8 protein-coding genes and 2 pseudogenes are annotated in these 16,016 nt (G+C 44.9%); 2 read left to right on the top strand and 8 right to left on the bottom strand.

Annotated features, from left to right (window positions below; genetic code table 11):
• Positions 1–152: 152 nt before the first annotated feature.
• The 5 genes and pseudogenes from B1L02_RS08215 to B1L02_RS08195 form a co-directional block, all read right to left on the bottom strand.
• Positions 153–3,141, bottom strand: a pseudogene (locus B1L02_RS08215) (efflux RND transporter permease subunit).
• 45 nt (positions 3,142–3,186) lie between these two features.
• Positions 3,187–4,224, bottom strand: coding sequence for an efflux RND transporter periplasmic adaptor subunit (locus tag B1L02_RS08210; protein ID WP_088530638.1), 1,038 nt, complete (start codon positions 4,222–4,224; stop codon positions 3,187–3,189).
• Positions 4,225–4,422: 198 nt separating this feature from the next.
• A complete protein-coding gene (locus B1L02_RS08205; RefSeq protein WP_088530637.1) occupies positions 4,423–5,433 on the bottom strand; it encodes an L-threonylcarbamoyladenylate synthase in 1,011 nt (336 codons plus the stop codon).
• A 107-nt stretch (positions 5,434–5,540) separates the two neighbouring features.
• Positions 5,541–6,923, bottom strand: a complete 1,383-nt coding sequence (locus B1L02_RS08200) for an NAD-dependent succinate-semialdehyde dehydrogenase (protein ID WP_088530636.1) — start codon at positions 6,921–6,923, stop codon at positions 5,541–5,543.
• Positions 6,924–7,230: 307 nt separating this feature from the next.
• The gene (locus B1L02_RS08195) at positions 7,231–8,214 is read right to left on the bottom strand and encodes a rhodanese-related sulfurtransferase (RefSeq protein ID WP_088530635.1); all 984 of its coding nucleotides are present in this window, start codon (positions 8,212–8,214) and stop codon (positions 7,231–7,233) included.
• Positions 8,215–8,422: 208 nt separating this feature from the next.
• Here B1L02_RS08195 and B1L02_RS08190 point away from each other — a divergent pair, with 208 nt between their 5' ends.
• Together B1L02_RS08190 and B1L02_RS08185 are read left to right on the top strand one after the other, a co-directional pair.
• Positions 8,423–9,754, top strand: a complete 1,332-nt coding sequence (locus B1L02_RS08190; protein ID WP_088530634.1) for a DEAD/DEAH box helicase — start codon at positions 8,423–8,425, stop codon at positions 9,752–9,754.
• A gap of 2 nt (positions 9,755–9,756) precedes the next feature.
• A complete protein-coding gene (locus tag B1L02_RS08185; RefSeq protein WP_010379092.1) occupies positions 9,757–10,587 on the top strand; it encodes a S1 RNA-binding domain-containing protein in 831 nt (276 codons plus the stop codon).
• Positions 10,588–10,629: 42 nt separating this feature from the next.
• Here the strand turns inward: B1L02_RS08185 and B1L02_RS08180 are convergent, their stop codons facing one another.
• The 3 genes and pseudogenes from B1L02_RS08180 to B1L02_RS08170 all read right to left on the bottom strand — a co-directional run bounded on the left by B1L02_RS08180 (position 10,630) and on the right by B1L02_RS08170 (position 15,837).
• On the bottom strand, positions 10,630–11,511 hold the full coding sequence (locus tag B1L02_RS08180; protein WP_088530633.1) for a patatin-like phospholipase family protein: 882 nt from the start codon (positions 11,509–11,511) through the stop codon (positions 10,630–10,632).
• A 160-nt stretch (positions 11,512–11,671) separates the two neighbouring features.
• Positions 11,672–14,787 (bottom strand): annotated as a pseudogene (locus B1L02_RS08175) (efflux RND transporter permease subunit).
• Positions 14,788–14,796: 9 nt separating this feature from the next.
• Positions 14,797–15,837 (bottom strand): efflux RND transporter periplasmic adaptor subunit, encoded by a 1,041-nt coding sequence (locus tag B1L02_RS08170; RefSeq protein ID WP_088530632.1) that lies wholly within the window; start codon positions 15,835–15,837, stop codon positions 14,797–14,799.
• Positions 15,838–16,016: the final 179 nt, after the last annotated feature.

Here is a 16,016-nt window from a genome sequence, read left to right as displayed (position 1 = left end):
TGGCCATAAAACAACCACATCGGTTGTGACAGTTTAAATAATGAAAAGTTCAACAAAAAGTATCAAAGAATGTGTTACCACAACATTAATCGCGGTATAAAAAAAGCGCAGCTGTTGCTGCGCTCACCTTACTTTATTTTTAACAGGGAAATTTAACTTTCAGCTTTATCAAGTTCATCCACTAATAATTTGGTTTCATCCGCCCTCGGTTTTGTAAATCTCGCTAAACCGAGATAAACGACAGGTGTGAGGTAAAGCGTAAAGAAAACCGCCAAGCCTAAACCGCCAAATACAACCCAGCCGATTGCATTTCTCGACTCAGCACCTGCGCCTACCGATAAAATCAACGGTAAAGCACCAAGCAATGTGGACACCAAAGTCATCATGATAGGACGCAAACGGATCACCGCAGCTTCTTCAACAGCTTGTCTTACTGACCGTCCTTTGTCACGCAACTGATCAGCGAACTCAACTAACAAGATGGCATTTTTAGCAATTAAACCAATCAACATCACTAAGCCGATTTGCGAATATATGTTTAGCGAAGTTCCAGTAAGATACAGCGCCAATATGGCAGAGGTGATCCCAAACGGAACTGTGATCATAACTACAACGGCACTATTCACGCTTTCAAATTGCGCAGCAAGTACAAGCAACACAATCAAAAACGCCAGCACATAGGTAAGTAACACTTCGTTTGCCGTTTCTTCAAACGTTAACGCTTCCCCTTTAAACGCCAGCGTCACGCTGTCGGGTAAACTCTGATCTGCCAGCGCTCGTAATTTTTCAACCACTTCAGCCATTGGCATGTCTTCTGGCTGTTTCATATCCAGCTCGATACTACGACGCTGAGCATGGCGTTCAAGCTCAGCAGCTACGCCCTCTTCTACAATAACGGCAAGGCTACTTAGCGGAACTAATGCACCAGAGCGGCTGCCAACATAAAGATTGGCCAAATCACTTGGATCTCTGATGGTATGGTTTTGAGCTTGCAGCATAATTGGTATGGATTGATCGCCAACATTCAAATCAGCAACATCATCGCCATTAATGGCTGCCCTAAGTGTCGTTGAAATATCACTCAAACTAACGCCAAGCTCTTCTGCTCTTCGACGGTCAATGTTTACGCGCAGCTGAGGTTGCGAAGGTTGATAAGAGATTTGCACCGGAGCCACGTCTGGCATTTCTTTTTCAACCAAAGCCGCAAATTGTTGCGCTGCTTTAAAGATCTCTAAATAGTCGTTACCAAGTAGCGCAAGCTCGATACCACCACCTTGGCCTCTTAGGTTTAAGCTATTTGCACCAAAGGCACGAGCAGGTGCACCGGGTATGTTGCCAAGCGGTCCTCTGATCTTATCGATAATTTCCTGTTGCGAGAAATGACGCTCATCCCAATGCTTTAATGGCACAGTTATGAACACGATATTGGGATCCCACTGACCAACAACCGTATAGATTGACTCTATTTCTCCACTTTCTACAAAAGGTAACAAAATGTCTTCCATTTGTTTGGCTTGCCTATCCATAAAGTTAAGACCAACACCGTCAGGCCCTCTTGCGAAAATCCGGATCTTACCTCTGTCTTCAGATGGCAAAAGCTCATTATCCAATTGCGAATAGAGCGCACCAGATAAGCTCGCAATAACCAAAAATACACCAAAGGTTAGCCATGCATGGTCAAGTACCCAGTGGATCGTACCGCGATACATTTTTGCGAGTTTCACACCAATACTCGAAAATAGATGCTTTTTGCTATCTTGCTTTACTTTTAACTTAGAGGTTAATGCTGGCACCAATGACAGTGCTACAAATGAAGAAATAATCACGGCACCAGCTAACACGCCACCAAACTCCCTGAACAGTCGGCCCGCAGTTGACGGTAAAAAGGCAATCGGTACGAATACCGCAGCAAGTACTGCGGTTGTCGCGACTACAGCAAAGAAGACTTCTCTTGTCCCAAGAACCGCCGCAGCGCGACGACCTATCCCTTCGCCACGGCGACGCTGAATATTTTCACTAACAACAATCGCATCATCGACGATAAGTCCAGTGGCCAACACCAGTGCTAACAAGGTTAAAATATTAACAGAGAAGCCAAGCGCCCAGATCAGCGCCAAAGAACCGATAAGCGCGACCGGGATCGCAAAAGCTGGAATAAGCGTCGCACGCCACGAGCCAATAAATACCCAAAGCGTGAATACCACCAACAATATGGTTATCACTAAAGAGCTCAAGACTTCATCTACGGATGAACGAATAAACTGTGCATCATCGGAGGTGACGAATAGCTCCAGATCTGGAAAGCGTACTTTTATCTTATCAACGAGCTGCAATACTTCATCTGAGATTTCAATGGTATTGGACTGTGCTTGGCGAATAATTTCAAGGCCAATTACCGGCTCTCCATCGAGTCTCACCACGAACGATGATATCGCTCACCTGTTCAGCGGTGACTGACGTGGCATCAGCACGGACAATTAACTGCTGATCATCCGACTTTAAACTGCCTGCTGGTACATCAAACGGGGCTTGTCTAAGCGCCGCAGCAACATCAGGAACAGTTAGATTAAAGCTAGTCAGTTTTAAGGGGTCAAGCCTTACGCGCAGCACCCGCTCTCTATCGCCATTCAAGCGCACATCAGCTACGCCCGGAATAGTTAAAAACTGTGGCGCTAAGTCTTTTTCTACACGTTCTGTTAACCCCTCAAGTGTCAAAGAGGCACTGCTTACGGTTAAAGATACCACCGCTTCTGCATCATTATCCGCTTTAATAATAGACACCCGCTCAACTTCTTCAGGTAGCTCTCTTTGTACTCGAGAAACGGATTCGCGTGTTTCGTTTGCTGCATCATCTAGGTTAATACCGGGACGAAATTCAACCACAATACGCGCATTATTCTCTTCACTTTGTGCACGAATGCTTTTTACACCACTGACACGTGCGACTGCGCCTTCTAACTTACTCGTTACTTCGGTGTCGACGGTCTCAGGCGAGCCGCCAGGAAACGATGCGGACACCGTTAAACGCGGCCTATCTACATCAGGCAGTTCACGAACTTCAACCCCGGCCAGTGCAGCAATACCTGCAATAATAATCAATAAATTTAATACAACGATTAATACCGGACGGCGAATAGCCATCGACGGTAAATCTTGCAACTGTGGTAACTCCGGTTTAGTCACGATTTATTCCTTCGCCAGTGCATTCGTCACCGCAATTTCTTGCCCAGGACGAAGACGTTGCACCCCTTCTACAACTAATAACTCTCTTGCAGCCAAATCGCCTGATACTAACAATTTACCCGGCAAACGCTGTTGGATTTTCACATCAATACGCTTAGCTTTGCCATCTACTTCTTTCCATACATATGGACCTGTTGCGCCCCAAAGTAATGCAGCTTCAGGAATAACGGCAAACTCTTCACCTAATACCGTTAGTGTTACTCTAAAGCTCATTCCAGGCAAAAAACGGTCATTGCGGTTTTCAAAGATGGCTTTGACTTTTAGTGTGCGGGCTGTTGGGTCTATTCTAGAGTCCATTTGCGCTATCTTTGCATCTATCCGTGTTGAATTATCATTCCAAGGTGTCAGCAGCACGCTATCGGTCGATTTAAGCATGCCATAGGCAGATTCCGGTGCAGCAAATTGAACATACAACTTATCAAAGTTGTCGATACTCGCAATCGCGGTTTGGGTGGTAATGCGATCTCCAACCTCAACGTCGGTGAGTCCCATTACGCCAGAAAAAGGGGCGATCACTTGGCGGTCTTCTAATTCATTCTTAGCTTGGATCAATGCGACCTTTGCTAAGTCTCTGTCCGTTACCGCTTTATCTAATTCATTAATTGGGACGGCGCCGCGCTTTTGGCTATCGGTTAGGCGGTCAACGGTACGCTGCGCATCTGCAAGACGAATTTTAGCTTCCTCAAGTGCCGCTTTTTGGCGACGTGAGTCTAGCTCCAATAGCAAAGTACCCGCTTCAACCTGATCGCCCGGTTTAAAATGTACCGCAGTCACCTTATCACCAATCGCGGGATACAAAATAACTGATTGAATAGCTTCAGCATTACCTACTGCCTGAATTTGCTGGCTACTGCTTTCAAATTGAATAGGCTCTGCAATCACTTGCGAAGGTTTAGCCAAAGCGGCATTGGTTATCAGCATAGTGGCCGTAAAAACCACCAAGCGCGTTACTTTACACATATTAACCTTAATAATTTCCATTGTTCTTAGCTATATTTGAGTGTAACAGTTAATCACTCATATCAAGATGAACTATTCGATAACACACAGTATAAGTGCGATAAGATGCAGTATGCCTTGCAGCGTTTCAAAGGCAAGATAAGCCCATGTAAAGTAAGGTAAAGTTATGTAAAGATTGAGGCAGAGTAAGGCGCGATAGGCTACCGCGCCAAATTATGTCTATTGTGCGGCCGCGCGCATTAGTCTGTCGTTAACATCGCGCCACTCAGGCGTTGTTGGTGGTGCTTCCAACAAAATCTCGGTTGCACTTGATTGATCCAACTGATGTAAACCGTGATAAAGTCCCTGCGCATACTTGGCTTTGTCAGCACCAAGTTTGAGATCCACCAGCTCGTTGTTTTCTGAATTCTCAGAGATCATTCGCTCAATTTGCAATGAATAATACATCACACCCGTGTTAGCTTCGCACTGGCCGCTTAGGCGAGTAACTAACTCTTCCGTTGACAACAGGGTAAGTGGCTTGCTTGGTTGGTAATGGGCTTTTACGTTACCGGGAACGGCTACGGTGTGCACATCAGGCTCATCCACTTTAATATTTAGCACCGCTTCGAGTTCAGCTTTGGTAATTGGTCCTGCTCGTAAAATCCTCGGTGTAGCAGAAGATATATCTACAATCGTAGACTCAAGTCCCACTTCACATGGGCCGCCGTCTAACACTGCAGCTATCTTGCCCGACAATCCAAACAAAACTTGCTCGGCGGTGGTTGGGCTGATTTTTTTGTAAGGATTAGCAGAAGGTGCGGCAAGTCCCGAGTTAATGCGCTGCAATAATGCCAGCATCGCGGGATGATTTGGCACACGTAAACCCACCGTTGGGTGCCCGCCAGTCACGATATCGCTCACATGAGCTTGCTTTTTGGCAACGATCGTCAGTGGCCCCGGCCAAAACGCATCTGCTAGCGCATCAAAGTAGTCTGGTAATGTTTCCACCCATTCAGTGACCAATGACTTATCGGCGAGGTGTACGATTAAGGGATGATCTGCTGGACGCCCTTTCGCTGCAAAGATTTTCTTTACCGCATCAGGTTGCCTCGCATCTGCCGCTAAGCCGTAAACGGTTTCAGTTGGAACAGCAACAAGTTGACCATCACATGTAAGCTCAGCCGCTTGCGCCACTGCGCTTGGATCAGTTGCCATTAAATGTAAGGTATTTAAGCTTGCTTCGCCCACGAGTCTTCTCACTGTAAAAAATGGACGCGAATTATAACCAATTTAAAATGCAAAGAGCCAGTACTACTGGCTCATGCGTAAAAGCTAACGTCAAAAATCAGTTTGCGTTATTCAGCGCTTGCGACCATCACAGTCTTCACGTTAACAAACTCTTTGATCCCAAAGCCGCCATGCTCTCTGCCATAGCCACTGTCTTTCACACCACCAAATGGTAAATTCGGTTGTGCCAGCGAATAGCCATTGATGTTCACCATGCCAGTGTCAAAATCCTTGATAGCAAGCTCCGTCGCACGTTGCGTGTCTTCAGAAAAAATACCGCCACCTAAGCCGTAGCGCGAATCATTTGCGACCATCATTGCCTCGGCCTCATCATTCACGCGAATAAGCGACGCCACAGGGCCAAATAACTCATCATCATACGCAGGCATGCCGGGTTTAACGTCCTCCAAAATGGTGACAGGATAATAAAATCCTTTTTGCTTTGGAATTTCTCCACCAAGTGTACAGTTTGCACCCGCATTAACCGATTCTTCAACTTGTTGGTGTAATTCGTCGCGTAAGTCTTTACGCGCCATTGGACCTAAGTCGGTGTCTGCTGCCGTTGGGTCTCCCACCTTGAGCTGCTTAAATCCTGCCACGAAAGCATCTCTAAATTGCTCATAGATTTCTTCAACAATAATAAAGCGCTTCGCGGCAACACAGGTTTCACCGTTATTGACAATACGACCTTGGATACACGCCGACACCGCTTTATTAATATCTGCATCTGCCAGCACCACAAAGGCATCGTTACTACCAAGCTCTAGGACGGTTTTCTTAGAAAGCTCAGCAGCTTGTTTTGCAACTTGTTTGCCTATTTTGTCACTACCGGTAAATGTCACACCGCGAATATGTGGATTCTTTATCAATTCGCTTGCCGTTTCGCCGTCTATTAACAGTGACTGGTAACAACCTTTTGGAAAACCTGCCTCTAGGTACAATTCTTCAATTAATTTAGCCATTCCAAATACATTTGAGGCATGTTTCATTACCGTGGTATTACCCGCCATAACGTTCGAAACACTGTATCTGATAACCTGATAAAGCGGAAAGTTCCAAGGCTGTATTCCTAAGATCACGCCTATTGGTTGATAGGTGATAATGGCATGTCCCTGCTCAAATACACGATGCTCATCCTGTAATTCTTTTTCACCATGCTCAGCGGTATAGCGGCAGATTTCAGCACATAAAGAAACTTCTTGCTCGCCTTGCTCCGTCACTTTGCCCATTTCCTCGGTCATTAGTGAGACTAACTTAGATTTATTTTGTTCAATTAAGTCAGCAAGCCTATTTAGCTTTTGCGCTCTTTGTGTGAAGGTGGTTTTCTTCCAAAATGAATAACAGTCATTGGCTAAGTCCACTGCCTTTTGCGCTTCATCCGAACTCATTAACGTATATTCGTTAACGGGTTGCTCTGTCGCAGGATTAATTGTAGTTACTGTGTTTGACATCATAAAGCTCCTTCAAGAAATTTAACGGCGTAAATCAAACTTTTAGATTTACAGCGATAACCTTTGAATAAGCAAGGAAGACACCAATCTGAAATCATTTCATATCTAATTGATTAATATGATTTAATTTTAATTTCGTACTAAAGAACAACTCATTTGAAGACGAGAATTAGAAAAGGCTACACACCCAATATGAAAAGTTTGCAAAGCGAAAGACGCGCGTGCATTAATATCTATTAGTAAAAGGTTTAGCAACAAAAAGGGACCATCTGGTCCCTTTGTCATGTATTTTTAGTTTAGTACGTCTTTAGCGCTTTTGACGTTGCGCTTCTTTTTGCGCTAACTTTTCTTCTTTACGCTTACGAATAGCATCCTGTGCTTCGTGACCGATATGACCTTCGCCGCGAAGCTTTGCCAGCTCAATTTGCTTTTGACGCTCAGCAAATCGTGCCACTTGCTCTGGTGTTAAGTCTTTATGGCAATGGTGACAAGACACCCCTTCCATATACTCTTCGAGTTGTTTTTCTTCTTCCGTGATAGGCATACGACAAGCATGACATTGGTCGTAGGACCCTTTATTTAAGTCGTGATCGACTGCAACACGGTTATCAAAGACAAAGCACTCGCCTTCCCACATGGTTTCTTCTTTTGGCACTTCTTCTAAATACTTTAGAATACCGCCTTCTAGGTGATACACCTCTTCGAAGCCTTGCTCTTTCATGTATGCGGTTGATTTTTCACAGCGGATCCCACCCGTACAGAACATAGCCACTTTTTTGTGCTGCTCTGGGTTAAGGTTATTTTGCGCCCATTCTGGAAATTCACGGAAAGTCTTTGTTTTAGGGTCGATGGCATTTTTAAACGTACCGATCTCAATTTCATAGTCGTTGCGAGTATCAACGAGCACAACATCAGGGTCTGAAATCAATGCATTCCAATCTTGCGGTTTTACATACGTACCAACCACTTCTTTAGGGTCGATACCTTGTACACCCATGGTCACGATTTCTTTCTTTAGCTTTACTTTAGTGCGGTAGAAAGGACAAGTTTCGTCGAACGACTCTTTAAAAACGATGTTATCAAGGCCCGGTTGTTTGTCTAACCAAGCAAGCAAAGCATCAATGCCTTCACGCTTACCAGCAACCGTACCGTTAATGCCCTCTTCGGCCAGTAATAGCGTGCCGCGAACTTCATTCGCTTCCATCACATCGTGAAGTGGCTGCCTGATCTCTTGATAGTTAGGTAAAGAGACAAATTTGTACATAGCACAAACAACGTATTGTTCTGACATTGTATTTTCCTAGATTTAAGCTTTGATTAGCTTACACATTAAGCATGACGATGTGTAAAGCACGAAAACCGAGTCGCAAACCCGGCGCTGAGGCGCGTATTTTACGGATTTTTGATTAAAATGCAAAAAACACAAATTCTATATCCGATAGCGTCTATGCTTTGGTATAATCTCGTGTTTTTAAAATTCAAGACTTGGAGAAATTGACTTGAGATTCACTGAACTTGGGATAGATACGCGCCTAGAACAACAACTGGCTCACCAAGGGATCACGGAACCTACCGAGATCCAAGCGCATGCCATCCCAACGGCTCTAGCTGGCCACGATGTTTTTGCGCAGTCTAAAACAGGCTCTGGCAAAACCCTTGCCTTCTTGCTGCCTGCCGTACAGCGTGTAATGAAACAAAAAGCGCTGAGCAAACGCGATCCGCGCGTGGTTATCGTTGCCCCAACTCGTGAACTCGCGACTCAAGTGTTCTCTGAGTGTCGTGCATTGTGTGCTGGCACTAATATTCAAGTCTGTAAGATTTTGGGTGGTGAAAACTACAATGATCAGGTAAAAGCGTTACGCCGCGACCCGCATTTTGTGGTGGGTACTCCTGGTCGTATTGCCGATCACGTTGAAAATCGTTCATTATTTTTAGGCGGTCTTGAACTGCTTATTTTTGATGAAGCAGATCGTATGTTTGACCTTGGCTTTGAAAAACAGTTAGACGTCATTAATGACTCTGCGGATCACCGCCAAAGACAAACGCTGCTATTTTCAGCCACGCTAGACCATACTCAAGTAGAAGCATCGTCACGTCAATTACTTAAATCGCCAAAGCGCATTATGTTAAGCAATGCCCACCAGCAGCATGAAGACATTAAGCAAGCACTCTACTTTGCCGATCATTTAGACCATAAAGAAGCGTTGCTTAAACATTTCATCACACAAGATGACGTAGGCCAGTGCATTATCTTTACCGCAACCCGTGGCGACACAGACCGATTAAGCAAACTACTAAATGAGATGTCGATTAAAGCGGTATCGCTGTCGGGCGATATGCCACAAAGTAAGCGCTTAGACATCATGGAAAGCTTCAGCCGTGGTATCTATAAAGTGCTCGTGACAACAGACGTTGCCTCTCGCGGCCTCGATTTGCTCTCTGTTACTCATGTTATGAATTTTGACTTGCCTAAGCAGGCAGAAGAATATGTCCACCGTATTGGTCGTACAGGACGTGCTGGGTTTAAAGGCACTGCGATTTCATTTGTTGGTCCTAAAGATTGGGATAGCTATGTGGCAATCAAAAACTATCTTGATGAACCACTACGTTTTGAAGAAGTCCCAGGTCTTGTTGGTAAATTCAAAGGACTTAAGCAAAAACCACAGCAGAGTAAAAATCGCCCTGCAGAGTCTACACCGAAGCAAACAAGTAAACCTAAGAAAAAGCCGGTTAAGAAATCACAACCGAGAAAAGTGGTCCCGCCACCGATTGATATTGACGGCTCTATGCCGATGCGTCGTAAACCAAAACCACAAACTGACGAGGAATAATCATGTTAGGTCAAATCAAAATGTTAACCATTGAAGAGCTTACCGCTGAAGGCGCTTATTTAAACGGTGGTGAGCTTGGTGATGTGTTTCTTCCTCGAGCAGAAGTGCCAAAACACACCGAAGAAGGTGACTCTGTTGAAGTGTTTATCTATTTGGATAACTTGGGACACGCAACGGCAACAACCAAAAAGCCACTTGCACAAGTCGGTGAATTTGCCCTGCTTCGCGTAAAAGAGATCAATAAAGTTGGTGCTTTTATGGATTTGGGTATCGAAAAAGACGTGTTAGCGCCTTTCAATGAACAAAAACCAAAAATGCGCGACGGCTATAGCTATTTGGTTAGGCTTTACCTAGACAACGCCAGTAAGCGTATTTGTGCGTCTAGTGCGTTGGGTAAGTTTTTAAGTAAATCAAAAGCCGAGTACGAAAAATTCGAAGAAGTAGACCTAATCGTCGCGGCAAAAACCGATCTTGGCTATAAAGTGATAGTCAATGAAAAACACTTTGGATTGGTCTTTTTCAATGATGTATTTAAGCGCATGTATATTGGTCAGCGCATGAAGGGCTTTGTAAAAGCAGTTCATGACGAAGATAAGATTGATATCGTGTTAGAAAAGCCGGGTATTGGTAAGGTTAAAGACCTTGCGGAAATCATTTATAGCAAGCTCGAAGAAAGTGGGGGCTATTTACCGCTAGGCGATAAGTCAGATCCTGACGCAATCAAGCGTACTTTCTCTACCTCTAAAGCTAACTTTAAAAAAGCCATCGGTGGTTTGTTTAAAGACGGCCGAATTGATATTGAAGCGACTTCTATTTCAATTCGTAAGTCTTAAACGCACACAATACTTAGCAAGTCTCAAACTGAGACTTGCTTGTCACATTACACTTACTTCAAGCATATCTCGCCATTTATCTACCGCTTTTAATCCAAGTTCAAATCCCAATTTATAATCTGACTTTAAGGTCTCTGGGCTTGAGCCTAAAATCATGGATTCCAGTGGTCTATTGGGCGCTATTTGAATGACGTTAACATCTTCGGGTGGTGAATTCATAAAGTTAACCGCATCGGCATAGCGACTTTGATAGTGATGATACATTTCAAACATTCGAGGAGATTGATTAACGCGTCGCATGATTGGCTTTAAGCGCTCAAGCACAGGCATTTTGCCATCGTCATGTGCCTCAATGGTTCTGATCACCCAAATAGTCTTTGCCCCTTGACTGTGTGCCCAGCGTACGGGTAAAGGATCGGCTACACCACCATCCATCATGCCGTGACCCGCAACTTTAACGCCTGGACGATATAAAAAAGGGATTGCACTAGAAGCCTTTAAATGGGTAAACATGTTATCGTGCCAGGTATGCAAATAATGTGGCTCAAGCGAGTCTAAGTGACTTGCAACCGCATAAAAGTTACTTTCCGGCGTGAGGTGATTAGGCTCAGTTGGAAACCGTACTTTGCCGCTGTGCTCTACTTGTTGAAAATACCAATCCAAGTCAATGACATTACCACCGGTAAAAAATCGCGCGGGACGGAAAAACTGCTGCTCCGTCGTCAGAGATTCGATAGCGGTTTGCGCATATTGACTTGCGCGAGCACAATAAGCCGCGAGGTTTTGTGCGCCCGCGGAGACACCCACTTTTAAATCAAAAGGCGTAAACTTTTTCTCAAGAAAAGCATCCAGCACGCCCGCTGTAAAAATACCTTTTTGGCCTCCGCCCTCGGCGATAATTGCAGAGCGTATGTTATCTGTCATGTTGTGCTCTTTTTTGTATAAGCCTATGCGCATGCTATTTTAGTGTGGGCAAAAACCTCGAAATTCAAGCTTCCATACCACTTAGCAATAAAAAATGCCCTGCTGAACAGAAATGTTCAAGCAAGGCATTCATAACATCCACTGTGTGATTAATATGTGTTTAGAGTTTGCTTACAGAACTCTCTGCAGGCCGTTTTAAAAAGCTGACTAATAGTGCGGGTAAAATGGTGAGTGTGACGATAGTTGCCATAGCAATACCACAAAGTACTATCATGCCAACGCCTCGATAAAGTTCAGATCCTTCTCCTGGAATAAACACCAATGGCGCAAGACCGCATAAGGTTGTCATCGTTGACATCACAATCGGTTTTAATCGCGTTTGTAGCGCTGAGATCACCGCCTCAAAAACACTCATTCTGGTACTCTCAAGATTTCTGCGGCTTTGATCCACAATCAGAATAGGGTTATTCACCACAGTCCCTAACAAGATTAGAAAGCCAAGCATAGTGATCATGTCAAAAGGCTGGTGGAAAGTGCCTGTTATGCTACCAATACCATTAATAGCAATTAGTCCAAGTAACCCCCTGCCATGCCAAGCGGCACTGTTGCCATAATGAATAGCGGATAGCCCCAATGCTTGAAGATTGCGACAAGTAATAAGTAACACAGCGCTAATGCAACGACAAAATTACTGCCCAGCGCTTCTTTGGTTTTGTCTAGTTGATCGGCAGCACCACCGATACTCACATTGACACCAGGAAGCAGATCGCCCTGCCTCTGAAGCTGCGGTAATAATTCAGCTCTTACTAATTCCTGTGCTTCCTCTAGCGCAACATTTCTTGGTGGAATAATATATACAGTCACGGTTCTACGTCCATCAACTCGACGCAAACTATCACTGTCTGCTTTTTCTCGTAGATCGGCCAAAGCGCTCAGCGGGATCAGTCCAGCTTTGGTCACAACCGGAGATTGCGCTAACTGCGAAAGACTTTGCTGATTACCCGACTCAGAAAATAAAAAGACGTCTACTTTGTCATCGTCTAATATCAACTCGTCAACATATGCGCCATCACTCAGGGCTGCGACCGTATAGCCGAGTTCGTCAGCACTCATGCCCACTTCAGCCAACCGTTGCCACCTTGGTTGAATTTCTATTAGCGGTTGGTCGAGTGTCAGAGAAGATGGCGCAGAATCCACTTGTGGATTATCAAAGACCTCCCCCGCTAACCGATACACTGCATCTGCCGCCCGGTAGAGCGCCGTTTGATCTGTACCGCTAATATCCAGAGCCACCGCTCTTGAACCGCCATCATTACTGGAGATAATCGAGCCTCTAGAAGAAAATGCGCGCATTCCTGGGTAGCTTCTAAACTTGGTCGTGATTGCCTCCATCATTTCATCGATGTATTCACGGTTGTATGGTTCACTCAATAGCCAAATGCTACCAACACCAACAGACATCGAATAATACTTTAAAGGTGGCAACGACGTGTTACCTGATACAAAATCGCTGTCATCGTTTTCCAAATGCTTATTTAAATAAGGAAGTAGTTCATCGCCAATCTTTTGCATATGGCTGAGGTTATAGCCCGGAGGCGCTATCATCATAGAGAACGCTTTTGGCTCCTCTCCCTCCGGCAAATATTCGGCTTTAGGCATAAATAACCACGCACCACCGACTAACAACACACTACCTAATACAATACACACTATGCGAGCACGCGTACTTGATAACATCGCCGGAATAAACGTTGGCAGTTTAGGTGTGGACAACATGCCACTGGAGATTTCCTTACAGGCAAAATTTGCATTAGCAGCAGGCACCACAAACAAGGCCACCAACATAGAAGCAATAATTGCAGCAGAAATCGCAATTGCGACATCGGAATACAGCTGTCCGGCTTCTTGCTGAATAAATAAAATAGGTGCGAATACCAACACTGTGGTCAGGGTTGAAGCGAGCACCGCAGGCCATACCTCTTGAACTCCGGTAACGGCAGCTTGAAGTTTGTCGAGACCCCGGCGTCTGGCTTGCTCTATGTTCTCAAGTACAACAATGGTGTTATCAACCGTCATGCCAATGGCGAAAGCAACGCCGGCGAGGGAAATCACGTTGATCGTTCTGTCAAATAGCAACAGACCCAAAAATGCCGCGATGGTACAAATTGGAACACCCATCACACCAATAAAGGTCGAGCGTGGGCTTTTTAAAAACCAAAACATCACCAGAGTCGCAAGCACCGCACCCAGCGCTAAATTAGTCCAAACATTTTCAACAGATCCTTTAACGTAACGAACATCATCGCTCAATAGCGTCAGTTGTAGTCCATTGCTTGCGAGCATATCACGGTTGATGCGAGCCACTACCTCCATCATTTCTTCTTTAATGGCCATCACATTAGAGCCGCTTTCTCGTCTCACCGAGAGCATTAAGGCTCGCTCACCATTGTTATAGGCAATATCGCGCACTTCATAATGATCAAGCTTTACCTGAGCGATGTCTTTGAGCTTAACTGTGGTGCCCGCACGGTGACTGACTACCAGCTCTTCTAGCGCTTTAGCTGACTCAAAGCGGCCGACCATACGCAGTAAATAACGCCGTTTACCACTGTCTATATCGCCAGCAGAGGCATCTTGGTTACGACTGCGTATTGCATTTCTAACGTCAACTAAACTAATTCCACGGCTCGCCAATTGTTCTTGATCTACTAAAATTTGTACTTGATAGAGTGCACCACCGCGCACACCAACCTGAGATACTCCGCTGACTCTTTCCATTTCTGGACGGATAAAGTCTTCGGCGTAATCGCGAAGCATATCGATATCAAGATTGAGTGGATTTCCCGGTTGCGGCTTTAGATTAAAAAACATAAAGGCATTGCTCGAAAACGCGCTGCTGTATAACACCGGCTGGTCGACGTTTTCAGGATAATTTGGCACTTGAGATAACGCATTACTCACGTTTATGAGCGCTTCGTTGACGTCGACACCAAATGGAAACTCAAGCTCTATCTCAGCCTCACCAGTATTGGCATAACTGGACATGCGAGTTAGATTCGCAAGTGAGCGAAGATACCTTTCCTGCTCAATAAGTATTTCTTTTTCAACATCTTGTGGCGTTGCTCCGGGCCAATTGGTCACTACAGTGATGGTTCTTACTTCAAGATCTGGGATCATTTGCACCGGAATTTTAAACGCCGCAACAATGCCCAATATCGAACAGATCAATACCGTGACAGCAACTAAAATGGCGTGATTTACACTGGCTCTTAACATCACCCGCACCTATAAACTCGGTACAATGTTTAATGCCTGGCCTTCTTGCAATAACTCATTGCCTTCAACCACCACTTGCTGTCCTATCTCTAAGCCAGATATAACTTCAATATGACCATTAATTCGCTCACCAATTTGAACGTTTAACCGCTTTGCTTGACCGTCAACGGCCACAAAGACACTAAACCCGCCGTCGGGATGACGCAAAATCGCATCGCTAGGAATAATCACGCTGTGGTCTTGTGCTCGAATGAGCGGCAGTTTTGCCGTAGCCGATGCGCCGACACGCAACTGCGCACCTTTTGGGATTGCCAATCTTAATAAAAACGAGCGACTAGTTTTGTCAACGACCGGAAGTTTTGCCAATACATGCGCTTGATGCTGCACGCTCGGCGCGCTTGCAACACTAAAACTAACGACACGGCCGAGATTAATAAGCTGAAAGTATTCTTGTGGCACTTGCAAATCGAGCCACAAAACATCGCTACTCACTAACTCAAACACCGTTTGTCCGCGCGTCACCCACTCACCTAAATTAACTGTGCGCTTTGCAATCACCCCCGTAAAAGGCGCTTTTAATTGGTGGCGGTTAACGAGCTCTCGCTGATAAGCTATCTTAGCTTGTGCTTCTAAAAGAGAGGCTTCTGATGCTTGTAACTTAGCCTGTCTGTCAGCAAGCTCTGTTTGCGCAAATAATTTTTGCTGCGACAGCGACTGTGCCTCTTTTACCAACCTTATCGCATTGTTGCGTTCGACCTTGGCACGCTCAAGTGCTGCTTCTGTACTTTTCAGCTCAGCTTTTACTAAGGCTACATCGAGACTCAGTAGTACAGCATTTGCCTTAACAATATCACCGGCTTCAGCTGAGATCTTAGTGATTACACCATCGGTTAAACTTGACACTTGTGCGTGTTGTGCTGCACTAATTGAGCCCGTTAAAGACAATGTTCGTTCGAGCTGTTGTTGCTTTACACCAGTGACCACAACGTTGACCGCTGCAGCATAAAGATTAAAGGATAAAAGAGAGAGTATTAAGCAAACGCATTTCATGTAGTTTGTTCCAAAGTTAAAAACATTATTCCTTTCAGTAAACACTTAGCAATAGCACCTACTGATCTCGACTAAGCATTGCAGCTGGCGAGTTTATATCACTATAACGCCGACACACTAACACAAATAAAAATCATTACCATCCAAACCAGATAAATGACCTCAAAAGTGTAGTTTGT

Origin of the sequence: Pseudoalteromonas piscicida (assembly GCF_002208135.1) — a bacterium.
GTDB classification, from domain to species: domain Bacteria; phylum Pseudomonadota; class Gammaproteobacteria; order Enterobacterales; family Alteromonadaceae; genus Pseudoalteromonas; species Pseudoalteromonas piscicida_A.
Note: the sequence above shows the minus strand (reverse complement) of the source record. Positions and strands in the feature narration are given on the sequence as shown.